The organism is Allobosea sp. P2_A10 (assembly GCF_056405115.1).
Genome location: NZ_JBFUCS010000015.1, coordinates 18,003 through 33,796 on the forward strand (window position 1 = coordinate 18,003; position 15,794 = coordinate 33,796).

General features: G+C 66.2%; 14 protein-coding genes. 3 read left to right on the forward strand and 11 right to left on the reverse strand.

Annotated elements, in window-relative coordinates; translation table 11 throughout:
- Positions 1-18 precede the first annotated feature (18 nt).
- The 11 genes from AC1DZY_RS19495 to AC1DZY_RS19545 all read right to left on the reverse strand — a co-directional run bounded on the left by AC1DZY_RS19495 (position 19) and on the right by AC1DZY_RS19545 (position 9,679).
- A complete protein-coding gene (locus AC1DZY_RS19495; RefSeq protein ID WP_476821806.1) occupies positions 19-450 on the reverse strand; it encodes a low affinity iron permease family protein in 432 nt (143 codons plus the stop codon).
- Positions 451-503: 53 nt separating this feature from the next.
- Positions 504-1,760: an RNA polymerase sigma factor gene (locus AC1DZY_RS19500; RefSeq protein ID WP_476821807.1), complete on the reverse strand. Its 1,257-nt coding sequence runs from the start codon at positions 1,758-1,760 to the stop codon at positions 504-506.
- On the reverse strand, positions 1,760-2,128 hold the full coding sequence (locus AC1DZY_RS19505; protein ID WP_476821808.1) for a YciI family protein: 369 nt from the start codon (positions 2,126-2,128) through the stop codon (positions 1,760-1,762). Before AC1DZY_RS19505 ends, AC1DZY_RS19500 begins: the two co-directional genes overlap by 1 nt.
- Positions 2,129-2,226: 98 nt before the next feature.
- Positions 2,227-3,063, reverse strand: a complete 837-nt coding sequence (gene fghA, locus AC1DZY_RS19510) for an S-formylglutathione hydrolase (RefSeq protein ID WP_476821809.1) — start codon at positions 3,061-3,063, stop codon at positions 2,227-2,229.
- Between the two features lie 201 nt (positions 3,064-3,264).
- Positions 3,265-4,389, reverse strand: a complete 1,125-nt coding sequence (locus tag AC1DZY_RS19515) for an S-(hydroxymethyl)glutathione dehydrogenase/class III alcohol dehydrogenase (RefSeq protein WP_476821810.1) — start codon at positions 4,387-4,389, stop codon at positions 3,265-3,267.
- A gap of 31 nt (positions 4,390-4,420) precedes the next feature.
- The gene (locus AC1DZY_RS19520) at positions 4,421-4,705 is read right to left on the reverse strand and encodes a metal/formaldehyde-sensitive transcriptional repressor (protein ID WP_476821811.1); all 285 of its coding nucleotides are present in this window, start codon (positions 4,703-4,705) and stop codon (positions 4,421-4,423) included.
- A gap of 153 nt (positions 4,706-4,858) precedes the next feature.
- Positions 4,859-5,761, reverse strand: a complete 903-nt coding sequence (locus tag AC1DZY_RS19525; protein WP_476821812.1) for a hypothetical protein — start codon at positions 5,759-5,761, stop codon at positions 4,859-4,861.
- Positions 5,762-5,877: 116 nt separating this feature from the next.
- On the reverse strand, positions 5,878-6,483 hold the full coding sequence (locus tag AC1DZY_RS19530) for an NUDIX hydrolase (RefSeq protein WP_476821813.1): 606 nt from the start codon (positions 6,481-6,483) through the stop codon (positions 5,878-5,880).
- Positions 6,484-6,506: 23 nt separating this feature from the next.
- Positions 6,507-7,535 (reverse strand): DUF3616 domain-containing protein, encoded by a 1,029-nt coding sequence (locus tag AC1DZY_RS19535; protein WP_476821814.1) that lies wholly within the window; start codon positions 7,533-7,535, stop codon positions 6,507-6,509.
- A gap of 75 nt (positions 7,536-7,610) precedes the next feature.
- Positions 7,611-8,582 (reverse strand): alpha/beta hydrolase, encoded by a 972-nt coding sequence (locus AC1DZY_RS19540; protein WP_476821815.1) that lies wholly within the window; start codon positions 8,580-8,582, stop codon positions 7,611-7,613.
- Between the two features lie 125 nt (positions 8,583-8,707).
- Positions 8,708-9,679, reverse strand: a complete 972-nt coding sequence (locus AC1DZY_RS19545; protein ID WP_476821922.1) for an NAD(P)H-binding protein — start codon at positions 9,677-9,679, stop codon at positions 8,708-8,710.
- Between the two features lie 325 nt (positions 9,680-10,004).
- On the opposite strand from AC1DZY_RS19545, the gene AC1DZY_RS19550 reads away from it, so the two are divergent.
- The 3 genes from AC1DZY_RS19550 to AC1DZY_RS19560 all read left to right on the forward strand — a co-directional run bounded on the left by AC1DZY_RS19550 (position 10,005) and on the right by AC1DZY_RS19560 (position 15,786).
- Positions 10,005-10,538 (forward strand): peptidase associated/transthyretin-like domain-containing protein, encoded by a 534-nt coding sequence (locus AC1DZY_RS19550; RefSeq protein WP_476821816.1) that lies wholly within the window; start codon positions 10,005-10,007, stop codon positions 10,536-10,538.
- Complete coding sequence (locus tag AC1DZY_RS19555) at positions 10,519-11,187, forward strand: ferric reductase-like transmembrane domain-containing protein (protein ID WP_476821817.1); 669 nt, start codon at positions 10,519-10,521, stop codon at positions 11,185-11,187. Before AC1DZY_RS19550 ends, AC1DZY_RS19555 begins: the two co-directional genes overlap by 20 nt.
- A 786-nt stretch (positions 11,188-11,973) precedes the next feature.
- The gene (locus AC1DZY_RS19560; RefSeq protein WP_476821818.1) at positions 11,974-15,786 is read left to right on the forward strand and encodes a hypothetical protein; all 3,813 of its coding nucleotides are present in this window, start codon (positions 11,974-11,976) and stop codon (positions 15,784-15,786) included.
- The last annotated feature ends 8 nt before the right edge of the window (positions 15,787-15,794 follow it).

The window sequence follows — 15,794 nt, forward strand, 5'->3', positions numbered from 1 at the left end:
GTAAAGAAGACGTCGCCGTCAGGCCGTGTTGCCCCCGCCCAGACCGCCCTTGCCCGTCCGGCCTTTGCGCGCCTTGGCGGCGCGATCCTCGAATTCCTGGCGGATCGCCTCGAGCTTTTCCTCGTCGAGTTCCTCGAGGTCGAGAAGTTCCTCGCGCGCGCCCTTCAGCTTCACGATCAGCTCGTCGAGCTTGATCTGCATCGCGGCGGTGTCGCGGTTCTGGCTGTTCTGGATGATGAAGACCATCAGGAAGGTAACGATGGTGGTCGAGGTGTTGATCACCAGTTGCCAGGTGTCGTTGAAGCCGAAGAGCGGCCCCGACAGACCCCAGATCACGATGATCGCGACCGCGACGAAGAAGGTCTGGGGCTTGCCGGCCCAGCGCGAGGTCGTCTGGGAGAGCTTGGTGAAGGGCGAGCGATCGGTGAGAAGTTCTGTGCGTCCGGCCATGGTCGTCCCCCGATCGGCACGCCCCGGTCGGACCCGCCCGACAGCACAACGCATCAGGGGGCGTCGTTGTTGCCGGGCCTGTCGCGGGCGCGCGTCAGGAAGGCGCGCACGGCCAGGTCGCCGCTGAGGCCGATGGCGCGGTCATAGGCGGCGCGGGCCTCGTTGTGGCGGCCGGCGCGGGCGAGCAGGTGGGCGCGCAGGGCCCAATGCGGTTGGTAGCCGGCGATCTCCGGCCCGGGAATGTCGTCCAGCAAGGCCAGTCCGCGCTCTGGCCCGAAGGCTTCGGCGCAGGCTGCCGCCCTGCTGACGCGGACGCCGGTCGTCGGCGCGAGTTGCGCGAGGGCGTCGTAGAGTTGCGCCAGCGCGAGCCATTCCGTGCGCCCTGTCGCGGCGCGGCCGGCGTGGACCGACTGGATCGCGGCTTCGAGCTGGAACGGCCCGATGCGTTTGAGGCTCGCGGCATGGCCGAGCTCGCGTTCAGCCTCGGCGATCAGCTCCCGCGACCAGAGCGCCACATCCTGCTCGCCCAGCGGGATGAAGCTGCCGCCGGCATCGCGCCGCGCCCCGCGCCGGGCCTCGCAATGCAGCATCAAGGCGAGCAGGCCGCGAGCCTCGGGCTCATCGGGCATCAGGCCGACGATGAGCCGCGCCAGCCAGATCGCCTCGCCGGCAAGGCCCTGCCGTTTTGGATCGGCGCCCGCGACATCCTCCCAGCCGCTGCCGAAGGCTGCGTAGATCGCCTGCAGCACGGCATCGAGGCGTGGCGGCAGCTCCGCGCGCTCGGGCACCTCGAAGGCGATGCCGGCGTCGCGGATCTTGGTTTTGGCGCGGACCAGCCGCTGGCCGAGCGCCGCCGCCGAGGTCAGGAAGGCGGCGGCGATTCTGGTGGCGTCGAGGCCGAGCACGGTCTGCAGCATCAGGGCCGGGCGCGCGGCTTCGTCGATCGCGGGATGGGCGCAGACGAAGAGCAGCTTCAGGCGCTCGTCGGGAAAGAGCGGGGCTTGCGTCATGGCGAACTCGTCAAAGAGCAGCGCGAGCGTCGGCTCGGCGTCGGCGCGCACGACGCGGGCGCGCGAGCGGTCGATCAGGACGCGGCGGGCGGAAGTCAGGAGCCAGGCTTCGGGCCGCGCCGGAACGCCGGCCTCGGGCCAGCTTTCCAGCGCGGCCGCGAAGGCCTCGGCCAGCGCGTCCTCGGCTGCCGCAAGATCGCGCCATTGCCGCGCGAGCAGCGAGACTAGCCGGCCATAGGAGGCGCGGGCTGCGAGATCGGCCGCTGCGCGCGCCTCGCCGGCGAAGTCCGCCCGATGCATCAGCTTTCGGCGAGCGTCGGCTGCGGCAGCACCGGCCGGACCTCGGTCGAGCCATAGTCCGAGGACGGGCTGCGCGCCGCCCAGTCGAGCGCGGCGTCGAGATCGGGTACCTCTATGACGAAATAGCCGCCGAGCTGTTCCTTGGTGTCGGCATAGGGGCCGTCCTGGATCTGGCGCTGGCCGTCGCGGATGCGCACGGTCGTGGCGGTGTGGGGCGGCAGCAGGCCCGCGCCGCTGACGACGATGCCCGCCTGGTTGAGTGCGCCGACATAAGCCATCCACGAGCCCCAATAAGCCTGCTGCTTGTCGGGGTTGTCGCGCAGGTCGAAGTCGGTCGCGTTTTCGCGGAAGATCAGCATGTACTGCATCGGGCGGGCTCCTCGTCAGTGGACGCCGGAGAACCATCCTCCGGCTGCCATGATGACGTCCAGCCCCGCGCGATTTCGACAGGCGCTTGAAAAAAGTTTCAGACCCCGAGCCGCTGGGCGTGCCAGGCGATGTGCTGGGCCATGAAGGTCGAGACGAAATTGTAGGAGTGGTCGTAGCCGTCGCGCATGTTCAGCTCGAGCGGGATGCTCGCCTGGACGCAGGCGATCTCGAGCAGCCAGGGGCGCAGGCCTTCCTGCAGGAAGCCGTCGGCGGCGCCCTGGTCGACCAGCAGGTCGCGCAGGCGGTGGCCGTCGGCAATCAGCGCGGTCGAATCATAGGCGCGCCATGTCGCCTCGTCGGGGCCGAGATATTTCTCCAGCGCGGGCCGCGACCAGCCGGCGGTCGAGGGCTGGCTGATCGGCGCGAAAGCGGAGACCGACAGATAGCGCTGCGGGTTCTTGAGGCCGAGCGTGATCGCGCCATGACCGCCCATGGAATGGCCGAAAATGCCCTGCCTGCCCATGTCGAGCGGGAAATGCTGCGAGACGAGAGCGGGCAGTTCGTCGCGGATGTAGCTCTCCATGCGGTAGTTGTTCGCATAGGGATCCTGCGTGGCGTCGAGATAGAAGCCCGCGCCCGAGCCGAACTGCCAGTTTTCGGGCTCGTCGGGCACGCCATCGCCACGCGGAGAGGTGTCCGGGCAGATGATGGCGACGCCGTTGGCCGCCGCCGCCGCGCGGTACTCGCCCTTGTCCATGACGTTCTGGTGCGAGCAGGTGAGGCCTGAAAGATACCAGAGGACGGGGACATTCGCCTCCTCGCTCTGATGCGGCAGGAAGATCGCGAAGCTCATCGGACAGCCGCAGACGACGCTGTCATGGCGATAGACGCGCTGCGAGCCGCCGAAGGCTTTCGAGCTGGAGAGCAGTTCCATGGGCGATTCCTCTCGGTCGATCGTGACGCGATCCCGCAATCACATACGCGCCGTCATCCCGGACGCAGCGAAGCGGAGATCCGGGATCCATCGCAAGGCTCAACGGCGCTCTATGATGGACCCCGGATCGGCGCGGCTGCGCCGCTTGTCCGGGATGACGCAGTGTTTCCGTGCCTTATTGATGCGGCCAGAAAGCGGCGCTCAGTACACAACCACGCTGCGGATCGACTTGCCCTCATGCATCAGGTCGAAGCCGTGGTTGATCTCGTCGAGGGCGAGCTTGTGCGTGATCAGGTCGTCGATGTTGATCTTGCCCTCCATGTACCAGTCGACGATTTTCGGCACGTCTGTGCGCCCGCGCGCGCCGCCAAAAGCCGTGCCCTTCCAGACGCGGCCGGTGACGAGCTGGAACGGCCGCGTCGCGATCTCCTTGCCGGCCTCGGCGACGCCGATGACGATCGACTCGCCCCAGCCGCGATGGCAGCACTCGAGCGCCTGGCGCATGACGTTGGTGTTGCCGGTCGCGTCGAAGGAGAAGTCCGCGCCGCCGCCGGTCAGGTCGACGATCGCCTGCACGACCTTGTCGTTGCCGATTTCGGTGGGGTTGATGAAGTCGGTCATGCCGAACTTGCGGGCCATCTCCTGCCGCGCGGGGTTGATGTCGACGCCGATGATCTTGTCGGCTCCGACCATGCGCGCGCCCTGCAGGACGTTCAGCCCGATGCCGCCGAGACCGAAGACGACGACATTGGCGCCCGGCCAGACCTTGGCCGTGTAGATGACAGCGCCGATGCCGGTCGTCACACCGCAGCCGATATAGCAGATCTTGTCGAAGGGGGCGTCCTCGCGGACCTTGGCGAGCGCGATCTCGGGCAGGATGGTGAAGTTCGCGAAGGTCGAGCAGCCCATATAGTGGAAGATCGTCCCGTCCCTTTGGCCATTATCGCAGGAGAAGCGCGAGGTGCCGTCGGGCATCACGCCCTGGCCTTGCGTGGCGCGGATCGAGGTGCACAGGTTCGTGCGGCGCGACAGGCAGCTTTTGCAGGAACGGCACTCGGGCGTGTAGAGCGGGATGACGTGATCGCCGACCTTGAGCGAGGTCACGCCCGCGCCGATCTCGCGCACGATGCCCGCGCCTTCATGGCCGAGGATGGCGGGGAATTTCCCTTCCGAATCCATGCCCGACAGCGTGTAGGCGTCGGTGTGGCAGATGCCGGTCGCCATGACCTCGACCAGCACCTCGCCGGGCTTGGGCCCGCCGATCTCGATGGTCTCGATGGTGAGCGGCTTGCCGGCTTCCCAGGCGACGGCGGCGCGTGTCTTCATCGGGTGTGTCCTTCTGTTCTTGTTGTCGGGGTCATTTGAGGTAAGGCCGGATGGCGCGCATGATCTCGGCGATCTCCGCCTCGCCGGCAGGTGGCGCGGGCTGTCCACGCCCCGTGCCCAGCACCGTTTCGCGCAGATGGCTTTCGAGCACTTCCGCCATCAGCCCGGTCGCGGCCCCGCGCAGCGCCGCGAGCTGCTGCAGCAGCGCGCCGCAATCGTCGCCGCGTTCGACCGCGAGGACGAGCGCATCGGCCTGTCCCCTGATCCGGCGCAGCCGGGTGACCGCGCGTTTCTTCTCTTCGGGCGTATGTGGCATCCGGCTAAATATACTGGGGCGGAGTATGTCGGGCGGACGCTAGTCCAGCAGTGGCGAGCCTGTCAACGCGATGTTGGCCGGCCCAGACACGGCAAAGGCGACTGCGTCGCCGCAGCCGCCTTTGCCGGAAATGGGAAGAGCCTGTTTGGCCGTTCAGAAGCTGTAGGCGGCCTTCACCTTGACGAGGTGCTGGCTGAAATTGACCAGATCGAGATCGCCCGGCTGGCCCTTGGCCTTGCCGGCGAGCTGGACGTTGTAGGCGGCCGAGAGCGCGAGCTGCTTGGTCGCCTGCCAGTAGACGCCGGGACCGGCGAAAGTGGCGTAGCCGGCTTCGGTGCCGAAGCCGAGGTCGTTGTAGCGACGCTGGTGACGGACCTCGCCCGACAGATACACGCCCTCGACCGCCTGCCAGGCGAGCGAGCCGCCGACCGTGAAGGTCGAGGAGCGGCCATAAGGCGTCGGCCCCGTCCAGGTCAGGTCGTGCGAGAGATTCAGCGCCGCGTAGAGCTTGCCGGGAACCAGCGTCTTGTCGGCGAAGAGGCGAATGCCGGTGTTGTAGCTGGTGAAGCGGCCGGCGCCGTCGGGGTCGGTGCGGTTGACGCTGGGGTCGAGCACCACGGTCAGGCCGAGCCCGTGCAGGTCGCGGCCGAACAGGCGGTATTTCATCTCGACGCCAGCGCCGAAGCTGCGCGCATCGCTGCTGACGCCGCCGAAGGACGCATCCGTGTAGCCGCCCAGCAGATACGGGCCGACCTCCAGGCAGGGCGCCGCGCCGTAGGAACCCTGCAGCATCGCGCCATGGCTGTTGAGCTGGCCGGCGCGCGTACCGAAAGCCCCGCCATAGGTCAGGCTCGGGCCGAAGGAGCCCTTCTCCGCGACATCCGAGCCGGTGGTGAAGCCGAAGGCGTCGGTCGGGATGCTCTCGCCGTCGGCACAGGCCGACAGAACCGGCAGCGAAAGAGGGGCTGTCTTGCGCGAGGGCAGGTCGGCGGCGAGGGACGCGGTGGCGGCAAAAGTGGCGCCGATCAAGGCGAGAGCGACAGGCTTGAACGACATGGACAGGTTCCGGTTGGGATACCGAACTTTATGCAAATGCGAATGATTTGCAAGAGTTTGATTCGGCTATGTTGACGAAATCAGCATGCCAGAGCGCCGCGCGCTGGGCGAGGCCACTACGGGCTGCCGGACTGTAATAAAGTTACATGTTGCGGCGCTGCAACATTTTCGAGCCGCGCCAGCACGCGCGGCGCGATCCCGGCCAGTTCCGACAGCGGTTTCCAGGCGGCGGCGTAGACCTCTTCCGCTTGCGCGACGAGCTCAAGCGATGGATCGGCGAGGAAGAGATACTGCAGATCATGATGGATATGGTCGGGTTCGCCACGCGCCGGCTTGCCCGGAACGTCATGGCTGTCGATCGCGAAGGGCAGATCCGCGCCCTCATGCCATGGATGCAAGGCGAGGCCAGTCACGCTGGTCTCCTCGATCGCCTCGCGCGCGGCCGAGAGATGGAAATGCTTCGCCGGCTCGTAATGGCCGCCCGGCTGGAGCCAGCGCCCGATCGCGACATGGTCGATCAGCAGCACCTGCGCATGGTCGGGCGAGAGCACGATCGCGCTGGTGGTGAGATGGCCGGGCAGGGTTGCGCGGTCGTCGAGGGCGTGCCCCTGCGCGATCTGCCAGCGCAGCAGCGCCAGATGCTCGCCGCGCCCGGCGATTTCGGCGCGATAGCGCGCGACGGTGTCCGAGAGGCGGGCGAGGAAGGCCGAGGACGAGATCATGCGCCTGCCTAGCCGATTCGGGCTCACTTCAGCGACAGGCGATATTCCGAGATATGGCCGTTCTTCGGGCCGTCATAGGCGATCAGCACGCTCAGGCTCTCGGTGCGTTCAGCAAGCAGCGTGACGCTCTCGGCCTTGGCGTCGATGCGCGAGGGGAGATCGCCGAGCAGCTTTGGCGCTGCCGGATTGCGGAGATCGACGAGGATCAGCGAATAGGGCAGGTCCTGCTCCTGCGTGGGGCCGATAAGCGCAAGCAGCCGGCCGTCGGCGAGCGCGGCGAGGTCGCGAATGCCGCGATCAGGTCCGGCGGGAAACATCACCACCTGAGGGCGCGTCTGCGCGGGCTGCGAGCCGGGCGCGAAAAGGTCGGCGAGACTTGCGCCGACGAGGACGGCCTGGCTCCGGATCGAAGGCGCGCGCAGGCCCGCCCAAAGCGTGTCGCCGGTGACCGCGATGCCCTCGATATTGAGGCCCTGGCTCTCCTTCAGGCTGCGACCGAAGGAGGCCCCGGCCTCGCCGGCCTGAAGCAACATGTCGCTGAGCCGATAGGTCAGTTCGACCGGGCCTGCGGGCCTGCCGGCGGCATCGACCCTGATCCGGGCGAGATGGAACGCCGAGAGACGGAATTCGCCCTTGTTGCGCGAGCAGCCATGCGAACCCGCAACATAGAAGACGCTATCGGCAAAGGCGACGGCCTCGCCGTCGAGATCGGTGAAGCCGCCGGGTTTCGGGCAGATCGAATGAGGCGGCGCGCCAAGCGTCGCCGGCGATGGAGTGTCGCCCAGCAGCGGGAGCATCTCGCGCGGCGTTATCTCGCCGCCGCTCAGCGTCGCAAACTGCGCGGCGCGGTTCTCATCGTTGATCAGCAGGCAGCGGCGCTGGCCCGCGACCGGCGGCATGCAGGCGAGCCCGCTGACGTCGCGCGCCGGCTTGCCGTCCTTCTTCCCGGCGAAATCGTCCGTCGCCTCGATCCGGCGCTCGGGCTTCAGCGTCTTGGCCAAGGCCGGTGAGGCCGCCAGCGCGAGCAACAGGCAGAGCAGGAGACGCCGCACGATTTCTGGTTCCCGGTTGAGGCGCGATTGAGCGCGGCGGGAACGGCGATGTCAAAGCCGACGCAAAAACCTCGGTCAGCCCTCCAGCCAGGATTTCATCACGCGCCAGAAATCGAAGCGCTGCTTGCTCGAGACCAGCGTATGGGCCGCGCCGGGAATGATGGTCAGCTGCTTGTCGCCATTGGGCAGCTTCTTGAAGAAATCGCAGATGTCGTCCATCGAGGCGATGCCGTCATATTGCCCGCTGATCATCAGCACGGGCGCGCTGACGCGGTCTGGATGCACCACCGGCAGGTTGACGGTCATGTCGAGATAGGTGCCGGCCGGCACGCTGTCGCCGAAGGGCAGCTCGGCCTTGATGAACGCGTCGATCACGTCCTGGTCGGTGGTGTTGGGCTTGTCGCGGGTGAAGATGCTGTTGAGCATCCCGGCGTCGCGCGGCCTGCGGTTATGCGTGCGGAAATACTCGGCCTGTTCGGCGCGCTTGCTCAGCGTGCCCGAGCCCTGGCCGGTATAGGTGAAGGCCTGCAGCACGAGCCGTCCGACCCGGTCCGGGCGCTCCATCGCATAGGCGCCGACGCGCAGCGCGCCGGAGCTTTCGCCCATCATGTGCATGCGCGCTTGCCCGGTTTCGCGCTGGATCAGGTCGGCCGCGACCTTGAGATCGGCGACGCCGCTGGCGATGTTGGAATTGCCCGAAGTGCGCGAGGACTTGCCGTAGCCTTCATGGTCCATGGTCCAGACATCGTAGCCCCAGCGCGCGGCGACGTTCATCATCGAGACGTCGTCGCGGCCGGGGATCGTCAGATCATAGGTCGGGCGGCCCGATGCCGAGGAGCCGTGGACGAAGAACAGCACCGGCAGCGCCTTGCCGTCGGGCGCGCCGACACGCTTGCGATAGATCGCAAGCTCGACGCCGGGAGATTTCGTCGCGGTGTAGTCGGCGCTCCAGATCTCGGGCTCGCCGGCCGTCGCGCCGCCTGTCGCAAACGGCGTGGTTGCGGCCGCAAGCGCGGCTCCCTGAAGCAATGTGCGGCGGTGAAGCATGATCGATCCTCCCGAGGACTATTCTTGACGATTTTCGGCAGAGTAGGAGGCGGGGCGCGCGCCTCACAAGCCACGCGGCTGGCGCTGCGATCACCAATGCGAGAGGCGGTGTCGCACCATCGGGCTCAGAACACCGCATGGTCGCCGCGCTGCGCCGACGCCTCGCCCATGACTGCGCGCGCGTAAAAATCAAACAGCGTCTCGGTTCCGGTCTCGGGCGTCGCTGCGGCGTCGTAGCGCCCGGTCGCGGGGTCGAGGACCAGCATCGATTCGGTCGCGTAATAGCGGCCGATGCGGGCGAGTTCGGCCTTGTCGCGCAGCGCCGGCACCACGCGGCCCATGGCTGACAGCCCGAAGATGATCGCGTCCAGCAGCGCCGGCGGGACATGCCTGAACCTGGGCTCGCGCCCGAGCAGGGCAAACAGGCGTTCGCCCTGCTGACGCGGCGTGATCGCGGGGCCCGGCCCGCCGATCGGCAGGATGCGGTTGTGGCGGCTCTCGTCGTCGAGGCAATCGGCGAGATAGGCGCCGAGATCGCCGTCGCCGACGGGCTTGCAGGCGGTGAGCCGGCCGTCGCCGAAGACCAGGAACGGCTTGCCCTGCCTGACGCGCTCGATCTGCCCCGACAGCGACTTGAAGAAGGCGGTCGGCCGCACGATCGAATATGTCAGGCCAGACGCGATCAGCGCTGCCTCGAAGGCGAGCTTGGCGTGCTGGAAGGCGAGCAGCGGCTTTTGCACGCAGATCGCCGAGAGCAGGACCATCTGCATGACGCCGGCCTCACGCGCGGCGGCAAGCGCATGCAGTTGCGCGCGGTGATCGATCGCCCAGGCGTCCGCCGGAGCGCCCGTCCGCGAGGTCAGGCAGGAGACCAGCGCGTCGAAACGCTCGCCGCGAAACCCGTCCGCCGCCAGCGAGGCGGGATCGGTGACATCGCCGAACCGCACACTCGCACCGGCGAGCAGCCTGACGCTGTCGTCGCGTTCCAGCGCACCGCCGACGCCTGCTTTCGGCCGGACGAGGCAGACGACCTCATGGCCGCGCGCGACCAGCGCCTGCACGGTGGCGCGGCCGATCGTGCCGGTCGCGCCCAGCACGAAGACACGCCGTGGCCGGGGCGGGGGACGCAGTGCTGGCGAAGGCAGGATCTCGGTCACGGGTGCGGCTGCATGGTCGGCTGATGGTCCGGCGGAGTGTAGAATGCGTCGGCGGCGTCGCGAAATCCCGCGTCATCGTTACGTCCGGGCTCGCCTGGCAGGCCATGACGAGAAGGTGATCGGGACGCTTGTCCCGCCGATGGACTTCACGGATGGACCGGCTAGTCTCACACAAACGTTATCAGCCCCGCGGGCGGTCGGCATGGCCGCTTCAAGTCGCGCCTATCAAGGCTGCGGACGCCCCTCCAAAGCGAAGGACCAGACCATGACCGGCAAGATCATCGTCACGGATCGCAGAACCCTTCTGGCGGGCGCCGCCGCCGTCGGAGCAGCCGCTGCTTTGCCGCGCTTTTCGGCGCCCGCCAGCGCGCAGTCGGCGGCGAGCGGCGCTTTTGCGCCGACCAGCACCATGTCGGGTGGCGCCAACAACTACATCGCCAATGCGCCGCGCGTGCAGAACCTCGGCACCGGCTTCACCGCCTCTGGCGTGGTGCGGCGCGCCGGCGACGGCAAGCCCCTGGCCAATGTCCGGGTCCAGATCTGGGCCGCGACCGACCGTGGCGGCGAGCGCGAGCCGACCAATCGCGGCAGCGTCATGACCGGGCCGGACGGGCGCTACCAGCTCGAGATCTCGCCGATCGTGCCGCAGTTCGGCCAGCCCCATATCCACATCGCCTATGACGATCCCGGCTTTGCGACCCTGTTCCTGCGGCCGGTGCTGGGCAGCCGCTACGACAAGACCCTGACGGCGGATTTCGTCCTCGCGCCGACCGGACCGAATGAGCCGCGCCGGAGCTGACGGCCGCCGCCGCATCGCAGCCTGGATAGCGGTCGCGGTCCTCGCCGCCGCGCCGGTCGTCATCGCCGCCTTGAGCCCGCTTCTGCGCGGGCGGGAGTTTCTCTGGCTCGTCGGCGGCATGGCCGGCGTCGTCGTGATGAGCCTGCTCTTCGTCCAGCCTTTGCTGATGGCCGCAGCGCCGCCGCTGCTGGCCGCCCGCGACGGCGTGCGCTGGCACCGCCTGGGCGGGATCGCGATCGTCGCACTGGTCGCCCTGCATGTCGGCGCGCTCTATGCCTACAGCCCCGACGACGTCACCGATGCGCTGCTGCTGACCGCGCCGACGCCGTTCTCGCTTTATGGCGTGATCAGCCTGTGGTGCCTCGTGCTGACGGCGGTGCTGGCGGCGACGCGGCGCAAGGTCCGGCTGGGCGTCGCGCCCTGGCGCATCGCGCACAGCGTGCTGGCGGTCGCGGTCGTGGCGGCCGGCGCGGTCCACGCTATCTGGATCGAGGGCGCGATGGAGGAATACTCGAAACTCGCGATCTGCCTTGCCGCGCTGGCGGCAACGAGCGCCGGCGCGATCGAGGTCAATCTGCTGGCGCCCTTGCGACGGCGGCGGGCGTTGCGAGGTGCCGGAACGCGCCCGCAACGGCAAAGCGCAGGGTAGGGGGCTGCACCCGCCGTCATGCTCGGGCTTGACCCGAGCATCCCGTGACGAGTGGGCCTCGACAAGACGTCTCCTCCGGCCCGGGATTCCCGGGTCTGCGCTGCGGTTTGCCCGAGAATGATGCGCTCCCCGTCATGCTCGCCCTTGTCGCGAGCATCCACGTCTTCGTCGCAAGCCTCGACGGCGCAAGACGTGGATGGTCGGGACAAGCCCGACCATGACGGAACGGGCGCGCGAAATCCCCGCCCGCTTTTCAGCGTCGGTTGGTAGGGGCAGCGGAGCGCCGCGAGGCGCGAGGGTATAAAGCCGCAACCATTGAGCCAGGTCGCGGCGCGGCAGGATTGAGCCACCCGCCGCACGCCCCGTGGCGCTCCGCTCGTCGGCGATTTTGGACTCCGGGCCGCGCTTATCGGGTCGTTGGCCATCCTCCGCCGCGAGCCCTTTCGACGCCAGTTCCCCTCATCGGGTTGTCGCGTCTATTCGGGCATGGGACGAAGGCGTGATGCCTCAGACCGTTCCAGCGAGCTCCTCGCGCAGGGGCCGTAGTACCCCCAGGGCGGTGCCCCGAAGCCTCCCGGGACCGGGGTGCAAACCCGACCGCAGGCGCCGCGCTCATCCCGGCTGTCAGCATGCCTCCGGACGGCCGCCCCTCGGGGATGAGGTGGTAGTATCATACGGGAGGTTTGGGTGGGTGGGGATAACTTTGATAGGCAACGAAGAGCATTTTTGAAGTCGAGTTCTGGCTGGTAGACCTAGACAATAGTTGCGCCACATTCAGAGATTTCCATGCTTGATATAGGCAGCGATGACGTCGCACGGCTCGACGACGTGGCCTTGCGTGAATTGATTGCGCTGCTCTGCGAAGCGGAGCTGAGAGCCGTTGGTTTGCCCGCGACTGCCGTCACATGGGGTGGAGAGCAACGCGCTGCGGACGGTGGCGTCGATGTCCGCGTTGAGCTTCCCGCCGGCATGGCAACGTTGGGAGCGCTGCCCAGATCGATCGTTGGCATACAGGTGAAGGCCACCGACATGCCGCGAGCCGATGTTCTCAGCGAAATGCGTCCTGGCGGCGTGATCCGCCTGTCGGTGATCGACCTGATTGCAGCGCGCGGTGCCTACGTCATCGCATCCTCTCGCGGCAGTTGTTCGGATACGGCGCTGAAAGCGCGTCGCAAGGCAATGCGTGATGCCTTGGAGGGCGTTCGCGACGCTGCCGCACTCCATACGGATTTTTACGATCGAAACCGCATCGCGACGTGGGTTCGTTCGCATCCGGGCATGGCAGTATGGCTTCGCACGAGGGTAGGCCGCCCGATCCAGGGCTGGCAAAGCTATGCAGCGTGGGCAAACCCCGAAGAAGGCGTCGAAGCCCCATACATCGTGACCGACGCCGCACGGGTCTTTGACGACCGCCAACCTAACGCTGAGCCGATGGAGGTTGCACGCGGCGTCGATGTGATGCGCGAGGCGCTGCGGCCGGAGCGATCGACGGTTCGGCTCGTTGGCCTGTCGGGCACGGGCAAGACGCGCATGGTGCAGGCCTTGTTCGATGACCGTATTGGCAATCTCGCCCTCAATCCCCGCCATGTTCTCTACACCAATCTCAATGACGAGCCGAATCCAGGGCCGGTTGCCCTTGCATCGCACCTTGTCACTGAGGGTCGCAGCGCGATCCTTGTTGTCGACAACTGTCCTCCCGATCTCCACGGCCGGCTCGCGCATATCTGCGCGCAAGCCCACTGCAAAATCAGCATCCTGACCGTCGAGTACGATGTGAAAGATGACCTGCCCGAGCGCACATCGGTGTTCAGGGTGGAGCCGTCCTCGGACGATATGATCGTGACGCTGGTGCGTGCGCGCTACCCGACCATGTCCAGTCGCAGCGCTGAACGCATCGCCGAGCTGTCCGGCGGCAATGCGCGGGTGGCTTTGGCCTTGGCGGAGCATGTCGGCGTCAGCGAGGACATCAGCACTTTGCGTAGCAAAGAGCTGTTTGATCGCCTGTTCCGGCAGCGAAACGCCCATGATCCGAATCTGCTGCAGGCCGCCAAAGTGTTCGCTCTGGTCTATTCGTTCCAAGGGATCGATCTCGACGGCGATGCTGCGGAGCTTCCGCTTCTCGCGCAGCTTGCTGGCATGAGCGTAACCGACGTCCTTCGCTCTGTAGCGGAGCTACGCCGTCGCAATCTGATTCAAGCGCGCGGACCATGGCGAGCCGTCTTGCCTCACGCTCTTGCCAACCGGCTGGCGGCGGAAGCCTTGCAGGAGCAATCGCTCGAAGTGCTCGGCACAACCTTCGCCGAGGCGCGCAAACGCTTGCTTCGGTCATTCTCGCGGCGCCTTGGCTTTCTGCACGAGAGTGAAGAAGCATGCGCTTTGGCCGAGGCGTGGCTTTCGCCAGCTTCGCTACTGGGCGATGTGGCAGAGCTAAACGAGCTTGGACTGACCGTTCTGAGCAATGTCGCTCCGCTGACGCCGTTGAGAGCATTGGACGCCGTTGCCCGATCGCTGGAACAGCTCGATGCGGATGCACTGGCAACCAAACATCGCTGGTGGCGCGAGCGCTTGGCTGGTTTGCTCCGTTCGCTCGCCTATGACGCAGCGCTGTTTGATAGCGCCATAGGCTTGATCGTCCGACTCGCCGAAGCCAACGAGGAGCGGGACAGCTCACAGCCGATCACGCATATATGTGAATCCTTCTTCCAGGTGGTGCTGTCCGGAACGCATGCCAGCATCGAGCAGCGTTCGCATTGCATCCGAACCTTCCTCTCCGCCGACAGCCCCACCCGGCGCAAGCTCGGCGTGCGTGCGTTGCGCGCCATGATGACGACCACCGGCCTGTCATCGGGATACGCGTTCGAGTTCGGAATGCGTCCGCGCGATTATGGCTATACGCCACGGACGGTGGACGAAGGTCTGGCTTGGTTCACGGAAGCACTTGCGATTGTCAGGACATTCGCTGACAGAGCCGACCCGCTGGGATCGGAGATCAAGACCCTGTTGGCGCAATCTATGCGCCCGTTGTGGCACATTACCTACATGCGTGACCCTCTCCTTGACCTTGTGGGGGCACTTGCTAACCACAGGCATTGGCCGCGCGGATGGATGGCGCTGCGGTTGGTGCAGCGCTATCTCGACGGTAACGAGACGCCGAACATCTCCGCCCGGTTAGCCGCGACAATCGAGGCGCTGCGACCCAAGAACCTGCCTGAGTTAATCCGCTCGATCGTCTTGTCGTCGGGGGGAGATTATCCCACCCTGGACGATGGCGACGAGAACGACGATGATGCAACGCCGATGGCGTCGCATGAGCTTCGCGCGAAACAGGCGCAAAGCCTCGGCGTTTCCCTCGCCAATGACGACGTGACGTTCCGTGCACTGTTACCAGAATTGGTTCAGGGTGCCCACGGACGCCAGTTCGAGTGCGGCATGGGGCTTGCGGAAGGTGCGCTGGATCGAAGCGCCATCTGGCAGCATCTTCTTGCAGCCTTCAGCACCGCCGCTCCTGACCAACGGCACGCCGGGGTGCTGGCTGGGTTCCTTCGCTATAGTAAGTCCGCCGACACGGACTTCGTAGAGGCGCAGCTCGATGCGATTATGGCTGTGCCTGAATTGATGGATGTGAGTCCCTACCTCCATTGCGCGCTCGGTCTTGATGACCGGGGCATGGAGCGGCTCGTCAAGTTGATCGAGACCCGTCCCGAATCCGTCAGATTTTTCGACGTGCTCCAATATGGCGGCGCGACCGCGCCGGTGGCTGCGGAACGCCTTGCTGCATTGCTCCATCGCATTGCCGTCGCGCCCGACGGCATGCGTATCGCGCTTGGCGTCCTGTATATGCGCTGCTTTCATAACCGGTCGAACAAGCGCCCGGTTGAACCTGAGCTGATCGCCTGCGCCCAATCGCTTGTTTTGTACTGGCAGCCCCATAACGACGATCAACAGCTCGATCATCGATTGGCTGATCTCATCGTTGCGTGCGCCAAAGCACGCGTTCCATCCGCCTTCGGCAGAGAACTCTGCATCAGAATTGTAGACGCTTACGCTAATCAGCGCTTTTACAGCTTCAATTTTCCCCGCGTTGTGGCGAGCTTGCACAAGTTCTATCCATTGGAAGTGCTGGAGATATTCTACGGCGATGAACAGATACAGCGCTTTACACTTGGTTTTCACCGCGACAGTGGACCTCGTGAAAACCCGGCCGGCAAGCTGCCCGCCTCGGCTATCCATGAATGGTGCAGCAAATCACCTGCTACGCGCTACCCCTTGCTCGCCGGGATCATGCCTCTCTTTGGCAGGCAGGAGGAGGGAGCTGTGCTCGGCTGGCACCCGATCGCCGCCGAGTTGCTAGCCCAGGCCCCCGACACGTCAGCCGTCATAGACGCCATTGTCGAAGCGCTCGCTCCGACAAGCTGGAGTGGTTCGCGCGCCGAGATCATGGCTGCTCGCGCCAATGTGCTGCGCGAATGGCAACATCATACCGATCCAAATGTGGCCAACTACGTGACCGGAAAACTTATGGTGCTTGACAAAGAAATCGCCAAGCAGCGAGAATGGGAATTAAAGAGAGATCGTGAACAAGACGAGCGGTTCGAGTAAGGGAAGTT

Excerpts from the sequence above, each read along its gene's own strand:
- AC1DZY_RS19495 (WP_476821806.1), bottom strand. The coding sequence starts at position 450 with ATGGCCGGACGCACAGAACTTCTCACCGATCGCTCGCCCTTCACCAAG.
- AC1DZY_RS19500 (WP_476821807.1), bottom strand. The coding sequence starts at position 1,760 with ATGCATCGGGCGGACTTCGCCGGCGAGGCGCGCGCAGCGGCCGATCTC.
- AC1DZY_RS19505 (WP_476821808.1), bottom strand. The coding sequence starts at position 2,128 with ATGCAGTACATGCTGATCTTCCGCGAAAACGCGACCGACTTCGACCTG.
- fghA (WP_476821809.1), bottom strand. The coding sequence starts at position 3,063 with ATGGAACTGCTCTCCAGCTCGAAAGCCTTCGGCGGCTCGCAGCGCGTC.
- AC1DZY_RS19515 (WP_476821810.1), bottom strand. The coding sequence starts at position 4,389 with ATGAAGACACGCGCCGCCGTCGCCTGGGAAGCCGGCAAGCCGCTCACC.
- AC1DZY_RS19520 (WP_476821811.1), bottom strand. The coding sequence starts at position 4,705 with ATGCCACATACGCCCGAAGAGAAGAAACGCGCGGTCACCCGGCTGCGC.
- AC1DZY_RS19525 (WP_476821812.1), bottom strand. The coding sequence starts at position 5,761 with ATGTCGTTCAAGCCTGTCGCTCTCGCCTTGATCGGCGCCACTTTTGCC.
- AC1DZY_RS19530 (WP_476821813.1), bottom strand. The coding sequence starts at position 6,483 with ATGATCTCGTCCTCGGCCTTCCTCGCCCGCCTCTCGGACACCGTCGCG.
- AC1DZY_RS19540 (WP_476821815.1), bottom strand. The coding sequence starts at position 8,582 with ATGCTTCACCGCCGCACATTGCTTCAGGGAGCCGCGCTTGCGGCCGCA.
- AC1DZY_RS19550 (WP_476821816.1), top strand. The coding sequence starts at position 10,005 with ATGACCGGCAAGATCATCGTCACGGATCGCAGAACCCTTCTGGCGGGC.
- AC1DZY_RS19555 (WP_476821817.1), top strand. The coding sequence starts at position 10,519 with ATGAGCCGCGCCGGAGCTGACGGCCGCCGCCGCATCGCAGCCTGGATA.
- AC1DZY_RS19560 (WP_476821818.1), top strand. The coding sequence starts at position 11,974 with ATGCTTGATATAGGCAGCGATGACGTCGCACGGCTCGACGACGTGGCC.